This is a genomic window from Ruegeria sp. AI2 (assembly GCF_056541275.1).
Map to the genome: position 1 here is coordinate 55189 of NZ_JBQFYB010000012.1, position 23899 is coordinate 79087.

General features: G+C 58.2%; 22 protein-coding genes. 15 read left to right on the forward strand and 7 right to left on the reverse strand.

Going from position 1 to position 23899, the window contains the following annotated elements:
* Nucleotides 1-156 precede the first annotated feature (156 nt).
* Nucleotides 157-1380: a 5-aminolevulinate synthase gene (gene hemA / locus ACR0LL_RS17125; protein WP_480588460.1), complete on the forward strand. Its 1224-nt coding sequence runs from the start codon at nt 157-159 to the stop codon at nt 1378-1380.
* A gap of 53 nt (nt 1381-1433) precedes the next feature.
* On the opposite strand, the gene ACR0LL_RS17130 is transcribed toward hemA, so the two are convergent.
* From ACR0LL_RS17130 to ACR0LL_RS17155, 6 genes are read right to left on the reverse strand one after another with little or no spacing between them, the layout of a single operon-like run.
* On the reverse strand, nt 1434-1721 hold the full coding sequence (locus tag ACR0LL_RS17130) for a cytochrome C oxidase subunit IV family protein (RefSeq protein WP_480588461.1): 288 nt from the start codon (nt 1719-1721) through the stop codon (nt 1434-1436).
* Between the two features lie 5 nt (nt 1722-1726).
* Nucleotides 1727-2275 (reverse strand): cytochrome c oxidase subunit 3, encoded by a 549-nt coding sequence (locus ACR0LL_RS17135; RefSeq protein ID WP_209597161.1) that lies wholly within the window; start codon nt 2273-2275, stop codon nt 1727-1729.
* On the reverse strand, nt 2272-4194 hold the full coding sequence (locus tag ACR0LL_RS17140) for a nitric oxide reductase activation protein NorD (RefSeq protein ID WP_480588463.1): 1923 nt from the start codon (nt 4192-4194) through the stop codon (nt 2272-2274). Before ACR0LL_RS17140 ends, ACR0LL_RS17135 begins: the two co-directional genes overlap by 4 nt.
* Nucleotides 4195-4203: 9 nt before the next feature.
* On the reverse strand, nt 4204-5013 hold the full coding sequence (locus ACR0LL_RS17145; RefSeq protein WP_267365163.1) for a CbbQ/NirQ/NorQ/GpvN family protein: 810 nt from the start codon (nt 5011-5013) through the stop codon (nt 4204-4206).
* Between the two features lie 8 nt (nt 5014-5021).
* Nucleotides 5022-6389 carry a cbb3-type cytochrome c oxidase subunit I gene (locus ACR0LL_RS17150; RefSeq protein WP_480477361.1) on the reverse strand — a complete coding sequence of 456 codons (1368 nt, stop codon included), beginning with the start codon at nt 6387-6389 and terminating at the stop codon, nt 5022-5024.
* Between the two features lie 16 nt (nt 6390-6405).
* Complete coding sequence (locus ACR0LL_RS17155; protein ID WP_209597154.1) at nt 6406-6855, reverse strand: c-type cytochrome; 450 nt, start codon at nt 6853-6855, stop codon at nt 6406-6408.
* 266 nt (nt 6856-7121) lie between these two features.
* Here ACR0LL_RS17155 and ACR0LL_RS17160 point away from each other — a divergent pair, with 266 nt between their 5' ends.
* On the forward strand, nt 7122-8228 hold the full coding sequence (locus ACR0LL_RS17160) for a Hint domain-containing protein (protein ID WP_480588466.1): 1107 nt from the start codon (nt 7122-7124) through the stop codon (nt 8226-8228).
* A 28-nt stretch (nt 8229-8256) separates the two neighbouring features.
* On the opposite strand, the gene ACR0LL_RS17165 is transcribed toward ACR0LL_RS17160, so the two are convergent.
* A complete protein-coding gene (locus tag ACR0LL_RS17165) occupies nt 8257-9453 on the reverse strand; it encodes an NnrS family protein (RefSeq protein WP_480588468.1) in 1197 nt (398 codons plus the stop codon).
* Between the two features lie 243 nt (nt 9454-9696).
* Here ACR0LL_RS17165 and ACR0LL_RS17170 point away from each other — a divergent pair, with 243 nt between their 5' ends.
* From ACR0LL_RS17170 to ACR0LL_RS17230, 13 genes are all read left to right on the forward strand, one after another.
* A complete protein-coding gene (locus tag ACR0LL_RS17170) occupies nt 9697-11373 on the forward strand; it encodes a cytochrome D1 domain-containing protein (RefSeq protein ID WP_480484314.1) in 1677 nt (558 codons plus the stop codon).
* A gap of 124 nt (nt 11374-11497) precedes the next feature.
* Nucleotides 11498-13285: a NapC/NirT family cytochrome c gene (locus ACR0LL_RS17175; protein ID WP_480588470.1), complete on the forward strand. Its 1788-nt coding sequence runs from the start codon at nt 11498-11500 to the stop codon at nt 13283-13285.
* 54 nt (nt 13286-13339) lie between these two features.
* The gene (locus ACR0LL_RS17180) at nt 13340-13741 is read left to right on the forward strand and encodes a cupredoxin domain-containing protein (protein ID WP_480484312.1); all 402 of its coding nucleotides are present in this window, start codon (nt 13340-13342) and stop codon (nt 13739-13741) included.
* Nucleotides 13742-13941: 200 nt separating this feature from the next.
* A complete protein-coding gene (gene cobA, locus ACR0LL_RS17185; RefSeq protein WP_480588472.1) occupies nt 13942-14703 on the forward strand; it encodes a uroporphyrinogen-III C-methyltransferase in 762 nt (253 codons plus the stop codon).
* A complete protein-coding gene (locus tag ACR0LL_RS17190) occupies nt 14696-15079 on the forward strand; it encodes a c-type cytochrome (RefSeq protein ID WP_480588474.1) in 384 nt (127 codons plus the stop codon). The genes cobA and ACR0LL_RS17190 overlap by 8 nt, the downstream gene beginning before the upstream one ends.
* A complete protein-coding gene (locus tag ACR0LL_RS17195) occupies nt 15076-16221 on the forward strand; it encodes a cytochrome D1 domain-containing protein (protein WP_480588476.1) in 1146 nt (381 codons plus the stop codon). The genes ACR0LL_RS17190 and ACR0LL_RS17195 overlap by 4 nt, the downstream gene beginning before the upstream one ends.
* 3 nt (nt 16222-16224) lie before the next feature.
* Entirely contained in the window at nt 16225-17214 is a 990-nt protein-coding gene (ahbB, locus tag ACR0LL_RS17200; RefSeq protein WP_480588478.1) for a siroheme decarboxylase subunit beta, read from the forward strand.
* Nucleotides 17211-17660, forward strand: coding sequence for an Lrp/AsnC family transcriptional regulator (locus ACR0LL_RS17205; RefSeq protein ID WP_480588480.1), 450 nt, complete (start codon nt 17211-17213; stop codon nt 17658-17660). The genes ahbB (ACR0LL_RS17200) and ACR0LL_RS17205 overlap by 4 nt, the downstream gene beginning before the upstream one ends.
* Entirely contained in the window at nt 17657-18139 is a 483-nt protein-coding gene (gene ahbB, locus ACR0LL_RS17210) for a siroheme decarboxylase subunit beta (RefSeq protein ID WP_480484307.1), read from the forward strand. The genes ACR0LL_RS17205 and ahbB (ACR0LL_RS17210) overlap by 4 nt, the downstream gene beginning before the upstream one ends.
* 4 nt (nt 18140-18143) lie before the next feature.
* Entirely contained in the window at nt 18144-19358 is a 1215-nt protein-coding gene (gene nirJ / locus ACR0LL_RS17215; protein ID WP_480588482.1) for a heme d1 biosynthesis radical SAM protein NirJ, read from the forward strand.
* A 76-nt stretch (nt 19359-19434) separates the two neighbouring features.
* A complete protein-coding gene (locus ACR0LL_RS17220; protein ID WP_480588484.1) occupies nt 19435-20958 on the forward strand; it encodes a cytochrome D1 domain-containing protein in 1524 nt (507 codons plus the stop codon).
* Nucleotides 20915-21178: a hypothetical protein gene (locus ACR0LL_RS17225; protein ID WP_209507042.1), complete on the forward strand. Its 264-nt coding sequence runs from the start codon at nt 20915-20917 to the stop codon at nt 21176-21178. Before ACR0LL_RS17220 ends, ACR0LL_RS17225 begins: the two co-directional genes overlap by 44 nt.
* A gap of 549 nt (nt 21179-21727) precedes the next feature.
* Nucleotides 21728-23899: a 4Fe-4S binding protein gene (locus ACR0LL_RS17230; protein WP_480588530.1), complete on the forward strand. Its 2172-nt coding sequence runs from the start codon at nt 21728-21730 to the stop codon at nt 23897-23899.

A 23899-nucleotide genomic window follows, 5' to 3' on the forward strand; every position in this document is an offset into this window, starting at 1 on the left:
GAACACCCCCGGATGATCAACCCCGAGACATGCTATGCCAAAGCCAGCGCGGGGGTGCCACCCTTTTCTCGGTCTCCAACTTGACTATTGTCATGTAAGGGCGGGCGCCACTGGCATAGGTTCAACGAAATTTCAGTTATCCGGGGAGCACGCCAGATGGACTTCGAGCAATTTTTCAGCCAGAGCCTCGACACTTTGAAAGACGAAGGCAACTACCGGATTTTCATCGACCTGCAACGCCGTCGTGGCGCGTTTCCGAACGCGCGTCAAACCGACGGGCCGGTTCAGCGGGATGTGCGGATCTGGTGCTCAAATGACTATCTGGGCATGGGGCAGCACCCTTCGGTGATCTCTGCCATGCACGACGCACTGGATCGCTGCGGAGCAGGTGCTGGCGGTACGCGCAATATCTCGGGCACCACGCATGATCACGTTCTGCTTGAGGCTGAGCTGGCTGATCTGCATGGGAAAGAAGCCGCGTTGCTGTTCACCTCGGGATATGTGTCGAACTGGGCTGCTTTGGGGACATTGGCCGCGCGAATTCCTGGGCTGATCGTGTTTTCTGACGCGCTCAACCACGCCTCGATGATCGAAGGTATCCGGCATTCGCGTGCCCAGAAGGTGATTTGGAAACATAACGACTTGGCGGATTTGGACGCCAAATTGGCCGCAGCGGATCCCGACGCACCCAAGATGATCGCCTTTGAATCGGTTTACTCCATGGATGGCGATATCGCCCCCATCAAGGAAATCTGCGATCTGGCTGACAAATACGGCGCGATGACCTATCTGGACGAGGTTCATGCCGTCGGCCTTTACGGCCCGCGCGGTGGCGGGATTGCTGAACGCGATGGATTGATGGATCGCCTGACGGTCATCGAAGGTACATTGGGCAAAGCGTTCGGCGTGGTTGGTGGGTATATCGCGGCCTCAGCCGCGCTGTGTGATTTTGTCCGCAGCTTTGCCAGTGGCTTCATCTTCACGACTGCCCTACCCCCATCGATTGCAGCCGGCGCTGCCGCATCGATCCGGCATTTGAAGCATTCAAGTACAGAGCGTGACTTGCAAAAGACCCGCGTGGCGCAGGTGCGCGCCCGATTGGATGCCGAGGGCATTCCACATTTGCCCAACCCCAGCCATATCATCCCGGTGATGGTTGGCGACCCTGTGAAGTGTAAATTCATTTCGGACACCCTGCTTGAGGAGTTTGGCATCTACATTCAGCCGATCAACTATCCCACGGTTCCAAAAGGAACCGAGCGCCTGCGGATCACGCCGTCACCCGTTCATACGGATGAGGACATCGATCATCTGGTGGGCGCCCTGTCGGCGCTGTGGCAGCGCTGTCAAATCGCGCGGATGCCAATGGCCGCACAATAACCTAAGCGTCCCTTTGCTTGGTAACCTGCCGTCCCTTTTAGGGGCGGCTTTTTTCAGATCAGGTAAAGTGCGAAGATCACAGCAGAGAACCCCGTCAGAACCAAGGTGAAGCCACGCAGCCAGCCCGGGCTTTCAGCTAGGTCCAGATATCGGGCCAGAATCACACGGGTTTTGATCAGGGCAAAGAGCAGGATACCGCCTGCAATGAGTGCGTCAGGCGTTTTCATCAGGGTCAAAAGCGTTGAAGCCAGACTGAGCGCCAAAAGCGCCAGCCACGCGCCGATGAGTGAGTTCGGACGCCTCCGGCGGGAGTATTTAGCAAAAGATGAAGTTGCCGACATATTGTTTATCCCAGAAGATAAATCACAGGAAACAGCAGGATCCAGACCAGATCGACCATGTGCCAGAACTGTGCGCCCGCCTCGATGTTACGAGGATCATCGCGCCACGCGACCAGCAACAGGATACCCACCCCGGCCAGAACATGCGCCGCGTGAAATCCTGTCAGCAGGTAGTAGAACATGAAAAACGGGTGGGTTTCATAGGTAATGCCCTGCCCAGCCTTTCCAGCATATTCCACGCTTTTGATAACCAGGAATGCGATCCCAAGTACGGCCGCGCCTGTCAGGGCAAGCCTGGCCTTGAACCGGAATGCTGCGCGGCGCCAGTTCAGGGCCTGCGCGGCCAGGTAGCCAGATGTGACCAGTATTGCAGTGTTAAAGGCTGCACCTGTTCGATAAAGATGCGATTGCGCCTCGGCAAAGCCTGCAGGGTCGGTCAGGCGAACGCCCATGAACGCGATCAGCCCGGCACCAAAAACCAGCAGCTCACTGATAATCAGAACCCACATCAGCAATTCGCCCGGAAGCTCGTCGATGAAGGAGGTTTCGCTCATGCACCGACCAATTGGCGATATATTTGCGGCAACGCCATGGTCAGGCGGTGCGGGTCTGGGATAACAGCGAAACCGCCCTGTCCGAACATGCGGGGGAACCAGCTTTTGCCGGTTTTGTCGATGGTGACACCAAAAACCGATTGCCCGGCGCGGCGTGCCTCACGCACGGCCATGCACGTGTCTTCAATACCGTGACGCCCTTCGTAATGGTCAAGGTCATTGGGTTTGCCATCGGTGATCACCAGCAACAGGCGGCGTTTGCGGGTCTGACTTGCCAGATCCTTTGAACAGTGGCGGATCGCGGCCCCAAGCCGCGTGTAGTGACCGGGTCGCAGTGACGCGATACGTTGTTCAACTTTGGCGCCCATCGGCTCATCAAACCGTTTGCATCGCTGGATATAGACGCGCTGACGTTTCAGCGAACTGAAGGCATGAATAGCGAAATCGTCACCGCAGGCGTTCAGGCCCCAGGCCAAAGCAGCCAGGGCTTCACGTTCAATGTCGATCACGGCGCGACCGGTTACGGCACTTTCAGTGGACCGGCTGACATCCAGCAGGATCGAGACTGCCAGGTCGCGCGCCTCGGGGCGGGATTGTTGCCAAATGCGGTCGTTGCTTTCGCCACTGGCCATACGGTCAGTTTCGGCGCGCACGGCGGCTTCGATATCCAACTGGTCACCGTCCAGATGGCCGCGTGTCATCACGCGCCCAGGGCGCAGCGCCTCGAACTGGCGTTTGACCGCGCGGATACGGCGGGCGGTGGCAGGGTCCTTGCCAAACGCAGCAGCATCGTCGCGGATATCCGCATCCGACAGCAGGACGTTGACGTGATCTGCTAGATATCGGCCCGAGCGCACGTCCCATTCGGGATAAAGGATGCGACCGGACAGACGCTCCCGGTTCACATCCTCGGGTGCCAGATCAAGGTGCAGTTTCAGCCGCGTTGGCGGGGCTTTTGATATCTGACCCAGGCCAATCTCTTCCTGGTCATCGGCCGCTTTCTTGGCATTGTCGGGATCATCATCGTCGATGCGGCGGTTGATGTTCAGGAACTCGGCCCAGCTGAGGATGGCTTCGAACTTATGCAGAATGAAACTGTCGCTGCGCTCGGCCTGATCCGATTTGCGACGACGGGCGCGGTGGGTTTTCTCACCGGATTCCTCGGGTGGACCTTCAGTTTCGGGGTTTTCCACCTCGTTATGTTCGGAAAAGCCAACTGCGCGCAGTTCGGGCCACAGGGGAACCGGGCGCATAGGCTGATAGCCGCGAGGGGCGATCAGGTCCTCGTCCAGTGTCAGAAGCTGCTCGGCTTTCGCCGACAGCGGTTGAGGGTCACCCAACTTATGGCGGATCAGCTCTTCAACTGCGTCCTCAATCGGTGGCAGGTTGGGGATATCGCGCTGATGCAGCACGCCCTTGCAAAGTTCAGTGTAAAGCGGGCGCAGGCCGGGGGCGTCGTCCAGCGTCGCATCAACCATTCTCTGCGCGGCGATCAGCGCGCGCAGGTCGGCGCGCAGCGGATCGTCTTCATCTATTCGCGTTCCGGCATGGGCAGCCGCAGCGGCCAGCCAGACATACAGCGCGCCATTGGCTTCGCGCGCAGGAAAAACCGCCAACCGGTCCGGCAAGCGCAAGACTTCACCATCAAACGAAGCGCGCGGCATCAGCTCCACTTCGGTCGCCAGACGCCGACGCCAACTTAGGCGGTGATGTGAAACCTCGGGCGAGACCGGGCGCAATTCTACGCCCGGACCACCGCCCAGCCCTCGAAAGAGGACGGCCAGTCGCCCCGCGACCTCAGAGAGGTCGACCGCGGCTCCATCGTGCACCTGGGGTGCATCGAGGCGGCTGGCAAGGGTGTGCCACAGTTTCCCGATCGTTTCTTCGGGTTCCCATGGCTCAAAATCGATCTTGACCATCGGCCGGCCTCACCCAAAGACAGCCGTAACAAGATCGAGGAGCCCGCGTTTGATATCCTCGTCATCTGTCAGAGGTTCAATCATGGCCGCGAGGATGGCGCGGTCGGTGGACATGCCTTGTGCGATAAGTGTTGCGGCATAAACAACCAGTCGGGTGGAAACGCCTTCCTCAAGATCCTGACCCTTGAGCCCGCGCAGCTTACCCGCCAGCCGAACCAGCGGCTTGCAACGTTCCAGCGGCAGACCGCTTTCCTGTGCGACCACTTCGGCTTCCATCTGCGCGGATGGGAAATCAAACTCCAAAGAGATGAACCGCTGCCGGGTCGAGGGTTTCAAGGTTTTCAGGATATTCTGGTATCCGGGGTTGTACGACGCCACCAGCATAAAGCCAGGTGCGGCCTCAAGCTCTTCGCCGGTGCGGTCGATTGGCAGGATGCGCCGGTCATCGGTCAGCGGGTGCAGAACGACAGTCACATCCTTACGGGCCTCGACCACCTCGTCGAGGTAGCAGATCGCGCCTTCGCGCACTGCGCGGGTCAGGGGGCCATCGACCCAGACGGTTTCCCCGCCTTTCAGCAGATAACGGCCAATCAGGTCGGCAGCCGCCAGATCATCATGGCAGGCTACGGTATAAAGCGGGCGGCCAAGTTTTGCGGCCATGTGGGCCACAAAGCGGGTCTTGCCGCAGCCCGTCGGACCTTTCAGCAGAACTGGCAAGTCGTTGTTATAAGCCGCGGTGAACACATCGCATTCATCGCCTTGGGGCAGGTAGAAGGGGGCGTTTGCCGCCCCCTCATTCAGTTTTATGGAGCCATCCATATCCATCATCACTCCGCAGGGGTTTCGGCGGCGCCGGGTTCAATAACTTCTTTCCGGGGAACCCAGATCGAGTAGATGAACAGCAGCGCGCCAAGGACCACGACGATACCGGAACCCAGACGCATCCAGTAGAAGATTGCGATCTGGTCTTGTACGTCCATGAAGTAATCTCCGACCACACGTTGCATGTGCGTCTGCACGGTTCCGCCGAAGGTCAGCACGAAGGTCATAAAGACCATACCGCTGGTCATCAGCCAGAACGATCCCATGTTCAGCACCTGATTGTAAGGATCACGGTTCTTGAGGATCGGCATCGCATAGCTGAAGATCGCCAGGTTGAGGCAAACATAGGCACCGTAGAAGGCCAGGTGACCGTGGGCCGCAGTGATCTGTGTGCCGTGGGTATAGTAGTTTACCCCGTGCAGCGTATGCAGGAAGCCCCAGACACCAGCACCGAAGAAGGCAAGCGTTGCGCAGCCCAGCGACCACAGCAGAGCGGCCTTGTTGGGATGGTCACGACGGCCTTTCCAGACCATGACGAAGGCAAAGGCCATCATCGCGAAGAACGGGATCACCTCGAGGCTTGAGAAGATCGACCCAATCCACTGCCAGTAACCGGGGGTGCCGATCCAATAGTAGTGGTGACCTGTTCCAAGAATTCCCGAGAACAGTGCAGCGGCCACGATGACATAAAGCCATTTTTCGACCACCTCACGGTCCACACCGGTCAGCTTCAGCATCAGGTAGGCCAGGATCGACGCCATGATCAGTTCCCACACACCTTCGACCCACAGGTGGACAACATACCACCAGTATTGCTTGTCCAGAGACAGGTTGCCTGGGTTGTAGAAGGCAAACAGGAACAGCAGCGCCAGACCCCACAGGCCCAACAACAGGATATTGGTTATTGCAGTCTTCTTCCCCTTCAGAACGGTCATCGACACATTGTAAAGGAACATCAGAGCGGCAACGACGATACCGGCCTTGACCCATTTGGGTTGCTCAAGGAACTCGCGCCCCTCTTTGCCCAGCAACCAGTTGCCTTCGAACAGGTTGAAGACATAGGTCAAAACCACGCCCAACGTACCGACCACAAGAATGATCAGCTGCAAATAGGCCAGCTTGGGCGAGTGGATTTCACGCTCGGCCTCTTCCGGGATCAGGAAATAGGCCGCACCGAAAAAGCCCAGTATCAACCAGACGATCAGCGCGTTGGTGTGCAGCATCCGCACGATGTTGAACGGCAGAAGCTCGCTCAGGAAGTTAGGGAATACATAGATGAAGCCGGCCAGCAGGCCGCCGATCACCTGTATCGCGAACAGTGCCATGGCTACCGCAAAGTAGGCATAGGCGATTTTTTGGGATTCGTATTTCATTGCTCCATTCCCCTTCTCAGCCAGCCTCGTTGGGCGGCCAGTCCTGAGCGTCGATGTTGTCCGTCCAGATCAGGAAGTTGGTCAGATCCCGGATCTCTTCGTCGCTGAGGTTGAATTGCGGCATCTGCCGACGACCGGGAATGCCGGTGGGTTGTGCCTCCATCCAGCCCTTGAGGGATTCAAAGGCCGATTCCGGGTCGTCCAACACGCCCCAACGTGTCATCACATTGCCGACCTCAGGGGCAAAGTACGCCCCTTCACCAAGGATCGTGTGGCAGTTGATACAGGCGTGTTTTTCCCAAACATGTTTGCCCCGAACCACACTTTCGTCGAGCTTCGCGGCATTTTCGGAATTGACGATATACAGATGTGAATGGGCTGATAGAGCCAGAAAGATGAGGATGAAGAACAGTGACCCGCCATAGAATATGTTGCGAGCCATGCTCTTTGTCATGACTTCTCGCATCGCGCTCTCCTTTGCGCAGATTAGCTAGTGCATGAAACATGAAGGGTGAGCGCAGGGTTTGCCTTAACGAAAGTCAAGACTTCTCAAGTATGCTCAGAAACGCGATCAGACATCCGCAAACAGCGAGAATAACGAAATGACCTTGGGATCGCCTTGAAATCTCAGCCAATTCTGAGCATTTTCGCATCGACTTTATTGTTTGGCGAACTTATTCAAGCGCTTGAGAAAACAGGTGTTTATTTCGTTTCAAAGATTGATGGGTGGAAATGGCGAACTATTCCTATATCGGTTATACGCCTGGTGTAATCACGGTGAATACGATCGGGCCGGACACGGTTACGTTGGATGTCAATTTTGATCCCGACACGGATCGTCGTTTGTTTAGCGTGACTGACGCAGCTGGTGGTTTTGTTCAAAACGGAGGTGGACCACCTGTTGTCGATACAGGGGATGTTTTCAACGGTGACCGCTTTGACGACGAAGACGGCGATGACCTGACGCAGACCGGTACTATTACCACCCTCGATGGTTCGACCACCTTTTTGAGTGGCTCAATATACCTGGAAGAATCCTACATTCTGTCCAAACCAGGCGGAGGCACAATCACTGTTTATCGCGTCGAAGTTGACGGTGTTTTGGGCGGCTACATAACCTCTGAACCACTTGTGCCCGGCACGACCTACTCGATGAACATCGTGAATGTCACGCCGACCAATGCGCCCGACACAACTGACCCGGCTGCCATCATTGACGTGCCGTGCTTTACTGCCGGAACACTTATAATGACGCCAGAAGGTCCGATGCCCATCGAGGATCTGAAGGTGGGTGACATGGTCATGACTGCCGACAATGGGTCACAACATGTACGTTGGATCGGCACGCGGCATCTGGATCAAGCGGCGCTTCGCGCCCGTCCCAGGCTGAAACCCATTCGGATCGAGGCCGGTTCACTGGGCGATCGGGTACCACGGCGCGACCTGCTTGTTTCGCCACAGCACCGTATGCTGGTTCGATCCCGGATCGCCGTCAGAATGTTTGACACCGAAGAAATCCTTGTTCCGGCCCACATACTTGTTGCCAGCCCCGGAATCTGTGTCGCAGACGAAACCGTGTCAGTCACGTATTTCCATTTGCTGTTCGACCGTCATGAAATCATCTACGCGGAAGGGGCCCCGTCAGAGAGCCTGTTCACTGGTGCGCAGGCCCTGTCCAGCGTTCACCCAGACGCCCGAGAGGAGATCTTCACTCTGTTTCCGGAACTGGCTAAACCGGGGCACGTCCCTCAGGCTGCGCGGCAAATACCCGCAAAAGGAAGACGCGCACGCGCGCTCGTCCAGCGTCACGTCAAGAACGAACGCCCCTTGATATCCTGAAACGGCAAGCCGCGGCGAAACGAACGGGTCAGCCCTGCTTTGTTGCGCGCGGGCCTGTCAGCGCCGGCCACATGGCAAACAGGTACAACCCAATTGCGGCAATCCAAAGCCCGTCAGCCGTCAGCATGGCCACCATATAGCCACCTGCCAGCCCGGACCCCAGCCAGCGGACCAAAGCCGCCGCCGCCATAAGCCCGTATCCGACCGCCATAGGCGACGGTGCAACAAGGGGGCGGCCACTGTGGCCAAGGGCGGCGCGGCTCATGACGGCAAGGGTCATGCCACCAACGCACCCGATCCCCAAAATGTGCAGCGCGCCGATCTCATTACCATATCCGATGACGGCAGACCCCCACAGCAACAACCCAAGGGCCAGCATCATCAGGCCCAGGTGCAGAGCAATCAGGATCGGCTGCCGCAGCGCCCAACCCGCTCTCCACCTTGCCATGCGCATCAGCTGGGCGCCGCCCAGCAACAACGCGCAGATACCCGCCAAGAAAACACTGCCCAAGGTCAGCACCAACAACGGCAGCACAAGGGCCAGCGCCATCACGGCCTTTTCCAGCGCCGCGTTTGAAGCCGGCCACAGGGCCTCGGGAACACCCTCGCGTTTCATTGCATTGCGCGTAAAGGCTGGAGTAATACGTCCCCCCAGTATCGCTATCATTGAACACAAGGTCAGCAGCCCTGCTCGCACGCCGGTATTCAACGTGTCTGCGGCGACACCTATCCATTCCAGATGAACCATCAGGTTGGCCACCCACACCAAACTCAGAAGATACAGAAATATCATGTTCTGTGGCTTGGGCCTTCGTACCAGCTGGCTAGCAATTTTCAGGACAAGAATCGGAACAAAGCTCAGGTCAACAATCGCGACGGTAATCGGAGAGAGCGATCCTGAAAACCACACCGCCAACCGCCCCGCCATCCAGATCAGCGCTACGATCGTAACAAAGCGCGCCCGCACTTCGGGCGTGCCGGTCCAGTTTGGAACTGCGGTCAGAAAAAACCCACCCAGTGCTGCCGTCGCATAGCCAAAAATCATCTCATGGGCATGCCACATGACCGGGGGCATTCCATAACTTTGCTCGGCATAGGGTAAGAGCCCATCCAGTGAGGCCAGCCAAACACCCCAGGCGACACCAGCAAACACACCATAAAGACCGGCAGAAAGGAAAAATACCCGAAAGCCTTCGCTGAAAATGCGCGATATTGCAGATGACATGCCTGCTCTCCATGGCCCATCTCGTCCTTCAACAAGCAGTACTGTCCGACGGGATTCGGGCACTTAACCGAAATCAAGACGACAAAAACATGTGCGAAAAAAACAGGTTTTATTGCTGAAATCTGCGTCTGGTTTTTGCCCAAAGAACGAAGTTAGCGCCGCGCCCGTTGACTTTGGTCAAGGATGACAATCCCGTGATGGATCAGTCTCCGCATTGCCTCACCACGCAAATGGAGAGTGATCATGTCACTTGGAATCAGCTACAACAAGACCGGCCGCGCTTTTGGGGTCGGATTGGCAATGTTGTTGGGCAGCGTCGCTGCTCCAGCTTTTGCCGACGAGCCAACACTTAGCGACGAAGCCTTTGAAGCTTCGAAACAACTGTACTTTGAACAATGTGCAGGCTGCCACGGGGTTTTGCGCAAAGGCGCTACCGGTAAAAACCTGGAGCCGCATTGGAAGAAGACCGCAGCCGACGGCACCGTAACCGAAGGCGGCACCCTGAAACTGGGTCAGGAACGCCTTGAGAAAATCATCGCCTGGGGAACTGAAGGCGGGATGAACAACTTCTCGGACATCATGTCCGAGCAGGAAATCAAGGATATGGCGACCTACATCATGATGGAGGCCCCAAAGCCGCCTGAAATGTCGCTGGAACAGATGAAGGCAACCCGCAAGGTTTACGTCGAAGAAGCAGACTACCCGACCGAGCCGCTTCACGGCCGCAACTGGGAAAACTTCTTTGTCGTCATCGAACGCGATGTGGGCAAGGTTGCCGTCATCGACGGTGACACGAAAGAAGTGCTGACGCATATTCCGACCGGCTATGCCGTGCACGTCCTGAAGGCTTCGGAACATCACAACATCACCGAACCCGAAACACCTGGACGTTTCTGGTACACAATGGGCCGTGACGGCAAGATGACCAAGATCGACCTCTGGCAAACGCCGGACAAGATGCTGGTTTCGGAAGTCAAGATCGCCTATGACGCGCGCGATGTCGCCGTGTCCGGTGACGGCAAATACGTCATCGGTGGTGGGTACTGGCCGCCTCACTTTGCGATCGTTGATGCGCAGACCATGGAGCCGGTCAAAGTCGTTTCGACCCGTGGCACAAACGTAGATGGCGAGTATGTGGAAGAAGCCCGTGTGGCCGCTATCTACACCACGCCGAACGAACCCACCTGGATCGTTGCCGTGAAAGAGCTGGGTCAGCTCTGGCAGGTTGACTACACCGACCTCGACAACTTGCGGATTGACAAGATCAACTCGGCCAAGTTCCTGCACGACGGGTTCTTCGACCCGACAGGCCGGTACTTCCAGATCGCGGCAAACGCATCGAACAAGATGGTCGTTGTCGATACCGAAACGCACAAGCTTGAGGCGATGATCGACACCGCTGCCCTGCCGCACCCCGGCCCGGGCGCAAACTGGATTGACCCGAACTGCGGACCTGTGGCGGGCACAACCCACCTGGGTGTCGGTACCGTGACAGTCTGGGGCAACGACCCAGAAGGCCACCCGGATCAGGCGTGGAAAACCTGTTACGAGGTGGAAACCGACGGTCCCGGCCTGTTTGTCCGCACCCATCCGAACTCGGATTACATCTGGGCTGACCAGACCAAACACCCCGAGCCGGAAATTCAACAATCGGTTCAGGTCATCTCGAAAGAGACCGGCGAGATCGTGAAAACGATCCAGATCACCGAAGATGAAGGCAGCGCCGCTGTTCACTTCGAATTCAACGCCGATGGTACCGAGGTCTGGGTTTCCAAGTGGAACCTGTCGGACTCGAAGGAACCCAACGGTCAGATTGTGATCTTCGACGCCAAGACATTGGAAGAAATCGGTCGGATTGACGGGCTTTATGCGCCAACCGGCAAATTCAATGTCCACAACCGGTCGAACCACGTCACCTGACGGGTTCGTAACCTAAACCGGAAAGGGCGGGCCCCTCGCCCGCCCTTTCCTCGTTTGACAGATCCGCCAAACTCACCGGCCTGCCACCCAAGGCCAGACAAGACAGCCAAAACGGAGCCCGGATATGACTTCCGAACCGGAAAAGAAAAAACCGATCTGGCGCCGGTATTTCCTGTGGGGAATGCCCGTGGCCGGCATTGCTGCGGCTTTCGCCGCCGGCATCATCTTCTGGGGTGGGTTCAACACCGCCATGGAAGCCACGAATACCAAGGAATTCTGTGTCTCGTGCCACGAGATGCGGGATTTTGTTTATGCGGAATATCAGGGCACGATCCATGACGTGAACCGGTCGGGCGTTGGTGCGGTCTGCTCGGACTGTCACGTGCCCAAGGACTGGACCCACAAAATCATCCGCAAAATAAAAGCCTCAAAAGAGCTTTATGGAAAGATGGTCGGCACCATCAACACCCGAGAGAAATTCGAAGCCAAGCGCATTCATCTTGCCATGAATGAGTGGGAGAGGATGAAATCGACGGACTCGCGTGAATGTCGAAACTGCCATGACTTTGAATCGATGATGCCTGAATTCCAGCGTCCGCGTGCACGTCAGCAGCACCTGAACGCAATGGAAACCGGTCAGACCTGTATCGACTGCCACAAGGGTATTGCACACTCGAACATCCGAGACCGCGCATCCGACGAATATCTGGAAGAGCTTGAAGCGCCAAATCCGGCCTTCATTCGACCAATTCCGCCAGAATACCTTGCCAGCCTTGAGCGGATCGAAGCCAAGGAAGCTGCCGAGGCCGAGGCTGAGAAAGCTGCAAAGAAAGCCCAGCAGGAGGCCGTTCAGGCCCAGATTGCGGCAGCAGTTGATGCCGCTGTCGCGGAAGAGCGGGCAGCGGCTGCAACCGATGGTTCGGCAACACCTGCCAGCAGTGAAAGCGGCGATGTCGGTGCCAACATCGACTGGAATGCGGTGGCCAGTGCGGACCTGAAACTGTTCTATCCAGGCCAGGCGTCGTTTGAATGGGTGCAGAACGGAAAAACCCATGGCGGGGCCCGTCCGCTGACCAAAGGTGGCGATCAATGTTCGACCTGTCATGCCAAGGAACTGGATGCGATTGGTAACAAGATCGTTGCCGGTGGCGAGCTGGAACCCACTCCGATCCCCGGCAAACGCGGTGTGATCGACGCAACCGTTCAGGCGGCACATGATGACGAAAACCTGTACATCCGTCTGCAATGGCCGGATGCGGGGCACAACCCTGCTCCGTTTGTCGATGGCGGCAAAATGGATCCTGAAAACCAGATCAAGGTCGCTATGATGATCACTGGAACCGGTATCGAACTGGGCGATCAGGTCGGGTGCTGGGCGTCGTGCCACGCCGACAACACCTATATGCCCTTTGCGCCTGAGGCCGATGCAATTGCCGCAAACCGGGATGTTTCCGGTCGCCTGACCGCTCAGGACACCGTGACCAAGTACCTCAGCGAAAGCCGCACCGAGATCGAGATCAAAGGTCGAGGCGGCAAGGCTTTGGGCGGTTGGGACAAGTTGCAGGCCGCCGAACAAATCGAGCAGTATCTGGCTGATGGTACCTATCTTGACCTGATGCGTGTCTACGCGGACGGCAGCGCCACAAATGGTTACCTGCTGGAACAGCGGGTGGTCAATGATGGTGAGATTGCAGCCTCGGCAAACCTGTCTGGTGGCATGTGGACGGTTGTTTTCACACGTCCGCTGAACTCCGGCGCACCCGGCGATGTCCCGCTGGAGGCCGGTCAAACCTATACGGTCGGTTTTGCAATCCATGATGACTTTGCCGCCGCACGGTTCCACCACGTAACGCTGGATACCAGCCTAGCGCTCGACGACGACAGCGCGTTTATCAACGTGGTCAAGCAATAACAGTTTGGGGCCGGTTCTCCCGGCCCCAATTACTTTGGAAAGGAGACATGGACCATGAAACCCCACCGCCTTCTTCCCGCGCTGCTGCTTCTTGCCGCGCCAGCCTGGTCAGATGAAACCGCCGAGATCTGCGCCGAAGCCGAAGAGCGTTATGTCGAGCTGTTCGGCCACCCCTCGGCCTCGGTCGAGGACGCCAAAGTGGTTTTGATGTACAACTACAATTTCTGCCCGTTTGAACTGACCGTAAAGGCAGGTACAACTGTCCGATGGGTGAATGTCGACAAGCGCACCAGCCACAGTGTGTTGCTGAAAGATGGCAGCGAACCCGAAAGCGACCGGTTGTTCCCGGAAGAAACGGTTGAAATGACCTTCCTGACACCCGGCCCTCAGGATTATCTCTGCGGGCCCCATTGGGAGACACAGAACATGATCGGGATGATCACTGTCGAGCCCTGATCCCGGGTTTTTCATAGGCTGAACAGAGGGGCGCGGGCGCAAATCCCGCGCTCCTTAACTTATGTCAAGGAGGTTGGTTTTCGATTGCGCCAATCTGCCGTCATGACACGCCCGGCCTACCCAGCAACGTCCCGCAAAAGCATTGGATTCGCGCAGGAAACCCCGGGTTTCGAAGACATTCAGACCCAGCGAGTTTGAACATGAGCGGTAAGGTTTTTCTGATTGGTGCAGGCCCCGGCGACCCCGAGCTGATGACGCTGCGTGCCCTGCGAATGCTGCAGGAAGCAGATGTGGTGATCTATGACAGGCTGGTGTCTGCTGATATCCTGAATCTGCACGCCGAAGGCGCGCGGCTGATCCCTGTTGGGAAAGCGCCCAAATGCCACACCGTCCCACAGGACCGGATCAACGAAATCCTTCTGGAAGAGGCCAGCGCAGGTCACACGGTCGCCCGTCTGAAAGGTGGCGATCCGATGATCTTTGGCCGCGGCTCGGAAGAAGCCGCTTATCTGATGGCCCATGGCGTGGCAGTCGAATACGCACCGGGGATCACGGCGGCGCAGGGCGCGTCCTGTTCGACCGGCGTGCCACTGACCCATCGCGGTCTGGCCACCTCGGTTCAATATGTTACCGGACACCGGCAGGCAGACAAAGTGCTGGATCTGGACTGGAAACGACTGGCCGACCCGGACACGACACTGGTGGTCTATATGGGTGTGGCCAATATCGGCCAGATCGCCATGGGGCTGATGACCGAAAACCTACCGGGATCAACACCGGTTCTGGCCATCGGAAATGCGACGACACCTGATGAACGCCGGCTGGTGTCACGGCTGGACCAATTGGCCAACGACGTGCGCACCTCCGGGTTGAAGGCACCAACGCTTTTCATCATCGGCAAAGTTGTCTCACTCTACGCCGAACAGCCCGTGGCGACCATTCTGGAACGGGCCCATGGCTAAGCTGGGGTGCAGAAAACATATGCCGTGTCCCGCGCCGAACAGAAATGTGCCCGGCCACAAGGGGTGGGTTGCCCAAACCTTTCTGACAACTGCGGTTCTGGCCGCAACTTCCGCCTTTGCTGCCGATGTCATTGATCCCAACGCACTGAAAAGACTTGTGCATCAGGATTGCGGCTCGTGCCACGGGTTGTCGCTGAAAGGCGGCCTGGGGCCTGATCTGCGCTCGAAAACACTGGAGCATTATGACGCCGAGGTTTTGACCGGCGTCATCCTTGACGGCATCCCCGATACGGCGATGCCCCCGTGGCGGCCCCTGATCAGCGAAGAAGAGGCCGAATGGATTGCCCGATACCTGCTGGAACAGGAGGCACAATGAAACACCTTTTCCTCAGCCTTGCGGCGACATTGATGATGACCACGGCCCAGGCCGAGCCGATGGCAACAGGAGACCTTGGGCTGGTGATCGAACGTGCCAGCGGATCGGTCCTGTTGGTGGACCAGTCCGACCGTGCAGCTCTGGCCCGGATAGAAGGATTGGGCGATCTGTCCCACGCCTCGATGGTCTATTCACCGGATGAACGTTTTGCCTATGTCTTTGGCCGTGACGGAGGCCTGACCAAGGTTGACATCGTCACCCGCCAGATCGTGAACCGTGTTGTGCAGTCCGGAAACGCCATTGGCGGCGCAATCTCGGACGATGGCGCCCTTGTAGCTGTATCGAATTACGAACCCGGCGGTGTGCGCGTGTTTGATGCGCAAACGCTGGAGATGGTGGCTGACATTCCCACCGGCAGCAAAACGATTGGTCTGGTCGACGCGCCGGGTCGCCGTTTCGTTTTCACCATGTGGGACACGGGTGAGACATGGATCGCGGATTTCGCACAAGGCGCGCCCGAGGTCACCAAGATCCCCGATATCGGCAAGAACCCTTATGACGCGCTGATCACTGCCAATGGCCGCACCTATATCACCGGCCTGTTTGGCGAGGATGGTCTGACCGCGCTTGATCTGTGGTCCGACAACCCGGAACCGATCCGCGTTCTACCCGGCTATGGCCGTGGTCAGGAGGAAATGCCGGTCTACAAGATGCCCCATCTGGAAGGTTGGGCGCTGACAGGGTCCGAATTTGTCTTGCCCGCCGTTGGCCTCCACGAGGTTTTGTGGATCGACGCCACCACCCTGACCGAGACCGGACGCACGCAAACCTACGGACAGCCGGTCTTTGCCATGGCCCGCCCGGACGGGCGGCAGGTCTGGGTTAACTTTGCCCACCCGCTGAACGATACCATTCAGGTCATCGATACCGTCAGCAAACAGATCATCCACGAATTCAAGCCCGGCCCTGCCGTTTTGCACATGGAATTCACTCCGCGCGGGCACGAGGTCTGGATCAGTGTGCGCGATGCGAACAAGGTCATGGTTTATGACACGCGTAGCTTCGAAAAACTACGTGAGATCGAGGCCGAAAGCCCGTCGGGTATCTTCTTTACTGCGCGTGCGCACAAAACGGGTCTGTAAGTCATGCAACACATTACAGACCCGATCGACCGCCGCTTGCTGGATGAATTTCAGCGTGATTTCCCGGTGACCGAACGCCCGTTTCAGGTTCTTGGAACCGCTCTTGAACTGGACGAAAGCGAAGTCATCCACCGCCTGACCAGAATGCGCACCACAGGCCGCATCACGCGGGTTGGCGCAACCATCACACCCGGCGTGGTGACGGCCAGTACGCTGGCAGCAGTGTCCGTCCCGGAGGAGCGGCTGGAAGAGATTGCCGCCCTGATCGACGCCGAGCCGGGTGTAAACCACAATTATCAGCGCGAGGACGCTTGGAACCTCTGGTTCGTCGCTACCGGCCCGGATCGGGCGCATGTGGATGCTACCCTCGCGCGGATCAGCCGGGTCACCGGGCTGCGGGTACTGGATTTGCGGCTGGTGCGCCCTTTCAACGTTGATCTTGGGTTCCGCATGATCGGCGGGGTCAAAACCGTGCCCACAGCGCGTCAGGTGGATGCATCCGCCATGCGCGACGGCGATCGGTGTCTACTGCAAACGCTCAGCTCGGGACTGTCTCTGGTCGCCGAACCTTATGCAGCTTTGGCACATTCGCTGAACCGGGACGTTGATGAGGTGATGGCGCGGGTCATCGCGTTGCACGCTGCCGGTATTATCTCGCGGCTGGGTGTCATCGTACGTCACCGGGCGCTTGGCTGGTCGGCCAATGCGATGGTGGTCTGGGACCTGCCGGCAGAGCAGATCGACATCGCTGGACCCGCTTTGGCCGCTTTCCCAGGGGTGACCTTGTGTTACGAGCGCAACCCGGTGCCCGATGTGTGGCCATATCGCCTGTATTCCATGATCCACGCACGGTCCCGCAGCGAAGCTTTGGACGTATTGGCCCGTGCGACGACCCTGTCCGAACTGACAGGTGCACGGAACAAGGTTCTGTTCTCTACCCGCTGTTTCAAGCAGACCGGTGCCCTGATTCAAACCAAAGAGGTCGCCGCATGACGCTGGACCAAACTGACCGTGCGATCCTGAACCTTATGCAGGACGATCTGCCACTGGTTTCACATCCTTACGCAACAGTCGCCAAAGAACTTGACCTGTCCGAGGCCGAATTGCTGGCGCGCCTGACGCGCATGAAAGAGACCCGCGTCATCACACGTTTTGGGCCGTTCTTCGATGCCGCTGCAATGGGCGGTGCCTTCTGCCTCTGCGCGATGGCCGTTCCAGCCGGGGAATTTGAAGCCGTCGTGACCAAAGTCAATGCACACCCCGAGGTCGCCCATAATTATGAACGCACGCACCGGCTGAACATGTGGTTCGTACTGGCCACTGAAACGCCCGAAGGGATCAAGGCCACAGCCGATGCAATCGAACGGGAAACGGGGATCGAGGTTCTTTGTTTCCCCAAACTTCAGGAATTCTACATCGGCTTTCGGGTGGCGGCATGATCGACGCAACAGACAGACAGATTATCCAAGCACTACAGGGCGGATTGCCTCTGGTTTCTGCCCCATATGCTCAGGTTGCTGATGATCTGGGGATGCAGGAAGCCGATCTGCTTGAGAGGCTGTCAGCCCTCAAAGCGCGCGGCGTAATCCGCCGCATCGCGGCCGCCCCCAACCACTACAAGCTTGGCATGACCTCGAACGGCATGACTGTCTGGGATGTCGAAGATGACCGCATCGCCGAATTGGGCGCTCAGATCGGTGCTCTACCCTTTGTCACCCATTGCTATGAACGCCCGCGCGCCCTGCCCGACTGGCCCTACAATCTGTTTGCCATGGTTCACGGATCGGATCGGGATGAAGTCGAGGAAAAACGCGCCCAGATCACTATGATCCTGGGTGATGCCTGCCGGGCCAAGGATATCCTCTATTCCACGCGCATCCTGAAAAAGACCGGGCTGCGCCTGAAAAAGAAAGGCTGAGACGATGTTCCGCCTGACCGAATACATGCACCAGCTGGTCAAACCGACCCCGGTGCGAAAACGTCGCCCCGGTCCTGTGAAACCGGTTGTAATCTGGAACCTGACGCGGCGCTGCAATCTGAAGTGCCGTCATTGCTACACCGTCTCGGCGGATGTTGCGTTCCCGGGCGAGCTCAGCCACGAGCAAGCCATGGTAACCCTTGAGGATCTGGGCCAGTTTCGCGTCCCGGCCCTGATCCTCTCGGGTGGGGAACCACTGGACAGGTTCGATTTCTTCGACATTGCCAAACGGGCGCGCGACATTGTGCCGATGCTGGCGCTGTCGACCAACGGGACACGCATTCATGATGAGACCGCGGACATGATTGCCGACGTTGGTTTCAACTACGTTGGCATCTCGTTGGATGGGATCGGGGCCACGAATGACTGGTTCCGCGGTGTTGAAGGGGCTTTTGCCGACGCCCTGCGCGGTGTGCGCGAATGCAAGAGGCGCGGCATCAAGGTTGGCTTGCGGTTCTGCCTGACCGAAGGCACGCAGCATCACCTGCCGGACCTGCTTCAGCTATGCGATGACGAGGGCGTCGACAAGTTTTACCTGTCGCACCTGGTTTATGCCGGGCGTGGTGACAAGAACCGCGGTGAAGATGCCGAGCATCAGCGCACCCGCAAGGGAATGGATCTGCTGTTGGAGCGCGCGTGGGAGGCTGCCTCGAGCGGTCGCCCGCTGGATATCGTGACCGGCAACAATGACGCAGATGCGGGGTATTTTCTGAACTGGATTCGTGCGCATTTCGACGTTGACAAGGCTGCGCATGTCCGCGAGCATCTGGCCGCTTGGGGAGGAAATTCCAGCGGTTTGGGTGTGGCCAATATCGATAATCTTGGCCGGGTCCATCCTGACACCTACTGGTCTGATTACACAGTCGGCAACGTTAAGACGACATCGTTTTCCGAACTTTGGACCAGCGACGATCCGATGCTGGCCATGCTGCGCACGCGTCCGCGCCCCCTCAAGGGGCGCTGTGGGGCCTGTGAGCTAAAGGATGTCTGCGGTGGCAACACCCGCATCCGGGCCCTGCAACTGACCGGTGATCCCTGGGCCGAAGATCCGGCCTGTTACCTGACAAACAAAGAAATCGGTGTTGACGACGCAGGTGAGCGCCTGCGGGTTACGCCGTTCCGGGGGAAAAGCCATGATCCGGCGCATCAGTTCTTTTGATCCTGTCTGCTCTGAACCTTCGACATGGGCGCTAGAGACACTTAACGGAGCCTCCGGCGGGAGTATTTTTGAAAAGATGAAGGTCGTGTTGATGTGTTTTGTACTGGGCGCCGGTGGTGCCTGGGCGGATGCACCAACGGATTATGCCGAGCATTGTGCGTCCTGCCACGGTGAAAACCGCCTGGGCGGTGTGGGCCCGGCACTGATCCCAGAGACGCTACAGCGCATGCGTGGGCCGCGTATCGCGGCGGTGATTGCGGAAGGGCGCGCGGCGACGCAAATGCCTGCTTTCTCGCACGAACTCGATGCTTTGCAGATTGAAGAGCTGGCCGGCTGGTTGAAATCACCGCTGGAAACCGACCCCGAATGGGGCGAGGCCCATATTATGGACAGCCGCACGCTGGATGACGGTTATATCCCGGTTGATGCGCCAGTGTGGTCAAGTGACCCGATGAACATCACCCTGGTGGTCGAAACCGGGGATCATCATGTCAGCGTGCTGGACGGTGACACGTTTGAGGTTTTGGACCGGTTCGAGACACCCTTCGCGGTTCACGGCGGGCCGAAGTTCAGCCCGGATGGGCGTTACGTTTTTATCATGTCCCGGGATGGCTGGGTTCAGAAATACGACATCTGGGCCCTGCAACAGGTGGGGCGCGTACGGGCGGGGCTTAACAGCCGAAACATCGCAATGTCCGGCGACGGCAAGTGGCTGGCCGTTGCGAATTATCTGCCAAACAGTCTGACCCTGCTGTCGACCGAAGACCTGTCGGTGGCAAAAGTCATTGCGATCAAAGGAAAAGCGGGAAAATCCAGCCGCGTATCCGCGGTGTATCAGGCCCCCCCGCGCGAGAGCTTTGTTCTGGCGCTCAAGGATGTTCCCGAGATCTGGGAGGTCTTTTACGGAGCCAACCCGCCGCAATCCGGGTTGGGTCACGACTTCCGCATCGAAGGGCAGTTCAAGAACCCTGACCCCTTCCCGGTGCGCAAGATCACCACGCCCGACTATCTGGACGATTTCTTTTTCGATCAAAGCTATGAATACGTCATGGGTGCCGCGCGCGATGGCAAGGGCGGACAGGTGATCGACCTTGTTATTGGGCACAAGGTGGCCGATCTGGACTTGCCGGGGATGCCGCATCTGGGCTCGGGGATTACGTGGAAACATGGCGATACGACCGTTATGGCCACACCGCATCTGACCGACGGCACGGTGTCGGTGATCGACATGGAGACTTGGAAAACCGTCAAGCGGATCAAGACCGAAGGGCCGGGCTTCTTCATGCGGAGCCACGAAAATTCGCCTTACGTCTGGGCCGATGTCTTCTTTGGCCCCAACAAGGATGCCATGCATGTGATCGACAAGCAAAGTCTTGAAATCGTAAGGACTTTGCGCCCTGCCCCGGGCAAGACCGTGGCACATGTCGAGTTCACAAAGGATGGCCGCCACGCGCTTGTATCAATCTGGGAAGATGACGGCGCGGTGATTGTTTATGATGCGCAGACGCTGGAAGAAGTGCGCCGCCTGCCGATGCGAAAACCGTCTGGGAAGTACAATGTCTGGAACAAAATCACCTTCTCGGAAGGCACCAGCCACTGAAGGCAAATGGCCGGTCTGGAAACTGGCAATTCTGCTTTATCCAGCCACCATGTTGACCGTGGCCATCAACCTGTTTCTGGCCGGTCTGATCCTGCACAGCGCCGGTTTCGGGGTGATTGGACCGGTTCCGGCAATCCTTTGGTCAATACCTTTAGGCATACCCGCGTCCTGGTTGGCAGGGCGATGGGTGCGTGGGTTGATGGACGAAGCGGACGGCTGAAGGGAAATTCCAAAGGCCTGACGAAAGTCAAGTATCGGACAGGGAAAACCGCCTACGACTCGGGAAAGAATACCGAGTTGGATTCTCCATGCCTGCCTTTAACTCTTTCCACACCCTCCCTGTTCGCGCATTACGCGCGGCGTGTGGACTGGCAGGTATTTTCCTTCTGTTGTTGCAAATGCTTGGCCCGGTTCTGGCGAGTCCCGGTGAGAGCATGTGGGTGGAGATCTGCTCGGAGGCAGGAGCGGTTTGGGTTGAGGTGGACCTTGATGAGGAAAGCACCGATCCAACCGCGCCCTGCCCGAAATGCGCGGACTGTGCGCTTTGTGCGGTGACGGTGTCAGCACCGATGCCGGGCGCTTTGCTGCCCGCAAGCGTCGGAAATGTTCAAAATGTACGCTTTGAACATGGGGGGCAGTGCATTTTGTACAGCCCCAAACACCTGTGGCCCGAAACCCGGGGGCCCCCGTTCATGACCCTAGAAGAATCTGAACGCGCCCCGCGCGCGTCCATGGCGTCCACCCAATTGATCGGAGGTGCGCCGTGGTCATAAGTCGCGCAATCCATTTACTTCTGGCCCTCGTTCTGTCCTTCGGTGTTGCAATCAGTGCGCGCGCCGACAGTCTTGCCAGCTTTCTTCCTGACATCGATCCGGCTGACCTGGCCCCGGGTGCCGACGCGTTTGGCCCGGTACGCAGCGACGTGAAGGTTGCCCCGGTCCTTCGGGGTGGCGAGACCATCGCGTGGGCTTTTCTGACTTCGGACTTTGTCGGAACGACCGGCTATTCCGGCAAACCCATTCACGTGGTTGCTGCCATCGACGCAGACGCTGTTCTGACCGGTGTTCAGTTGGTCAAGCATTCCGAACCCATCGTGCTGATCGGCATTCCCAATTCCCGGATGGTTGAACTGACCGAAGGCTATGCGGGCCTTGACCTGAAACGAGAGGCCGAGACCGGGGGTGAGGGGCATGACCTAGACATTATCTCGGGTGCGACCGTGACGATCATGGTGATCGATGACAGCCTTGTGCGCGGAGGGATCAAAGTGGCCCGCGCGCTGGGGCTGGGCGGATTGTCTCCGGTACAGGCTGGCGGGCCGAAGCGCGAAGTCGATATGGCGCAGGATGCCATTTACGACTGGACCACATTGTCTGGAGACGGCTCGGTCCGGCGGATGACGCTGGATGTCGGGCAGGTCAATGCTGCCTTTGAAGCCACCGGGGATCAGCGCGCGATCAAGCGACCCGAACCGGGCGAGCCGGATGACACCTTCATCGACATGCACATGGCGCTTGTTTCGGTGCCATCGATCGGCAAGTCGCTGCTGGGTGAGGCCGAATACCAGAACCTGACCAACTGGCTGGACGAGGGCGAACAGGCCATTCTGGTACTGGGGCGCGGGGCCTATAGTTTCAAGGGCTCGGGCTATGTCCGGGGTGGGATCTTTGACCGGATTCAGCTGATCCAGGGCGACAGCTCAGTGCGGTTCTTTGACAAGCAGCAGCGCCGTCTGGGTGAGGTTGCCGCGCCAGATGCCCCCAGCTTTACCGAATTGGATATCTTCAAGATTCCCGCTGATGCCGAGTTTGACCCGGCCGAGCCGTTCCGCCTGCAATTGCTGGTGCAGCGTGCCGTCGGGGCGGTTGAAAAGACCTTTCTGACCTTCGATCTGGGATACAAACTGCCGGAACAGTACCTGTTGCCCGTCACCGCGCCATCGGTCGTGGATGATGCAACCGGCGAAGCGGCTGCCAAGGCCGCCCTGTGGCAGCGCATCTGGAAGGATCGCACTGTCGAGATCGTCGGGCTTGGTGTCATGCTGCTGGTGCTGACGGCCACGTTCTTCTTCCAGTTCCACGCCACGATGAATGCGCGCGTCTTCTACTGGTTCCGCATCGGGTACCTGACGATAACCCTGTTCTTCATCGGCTGGTATGCCAATGCACAGCTGAGCGTGGTGAACCTGATGGCGCTGGCGGGCAGTTTGCGCACGGGGTTCTCGTGGGATGCGTTCCTGCTGGACCCGCTGGTCTTTATCCAGTGGTTTGCCGTGGCCGCAGCCCTGTTGTTCTGGGGCCGTGGGGCCTATTGCGGATGGCTGTGCCCGTTTGGCGCGCTTCAGGAGCTGACCAACAAGATCGCGCGGGCGCTGAAAGTGCCGCAATGGACTTTGCCCTGGGGCCTGAACGAGCGTCTCTGGCCTGCGAAATACATGATCTTTCTGGGTCTTTTTGGCCTGAGTTTCGTCTCGATCCCGCTGGCCGAGCAATATGCCGAGATCGAGCCGTTCAAGACCGCGATCATTCTGAAATTCATGCGCGACTGGCCGTTTGTGGTCTTTGCGCTGGTCCTGCTGGGGATCGGGCTGTTCGTTGAACGGTTCTATTGCCGCTATCTTTGCCCGCTGGGCGGAGCGCTGGCGATCCCTGCCCGTATCCGCATGTTCGACTGGCTGCGTCGCTACAACGATTGTGGCACGCCCTGTCAGACCTGCGCCAATGAATGCCCCGTTCAGGCGATCCACCCCACCGGTGAGATCAATCCGAACGAGTGCGTCACCTGCCTGCATTGTCAGGTGCTCTATCAGTCCGAGGACAAATGTCCCGTCGTTATCCGCCAACTGAAACGGCGGGCCAAGACCGGGTCGGTCACACCTAAGACCCCCCTCGGGCAACCACCGGCGAACCATCCGAACGCCAAACCGAAAACCGTTTCCTAA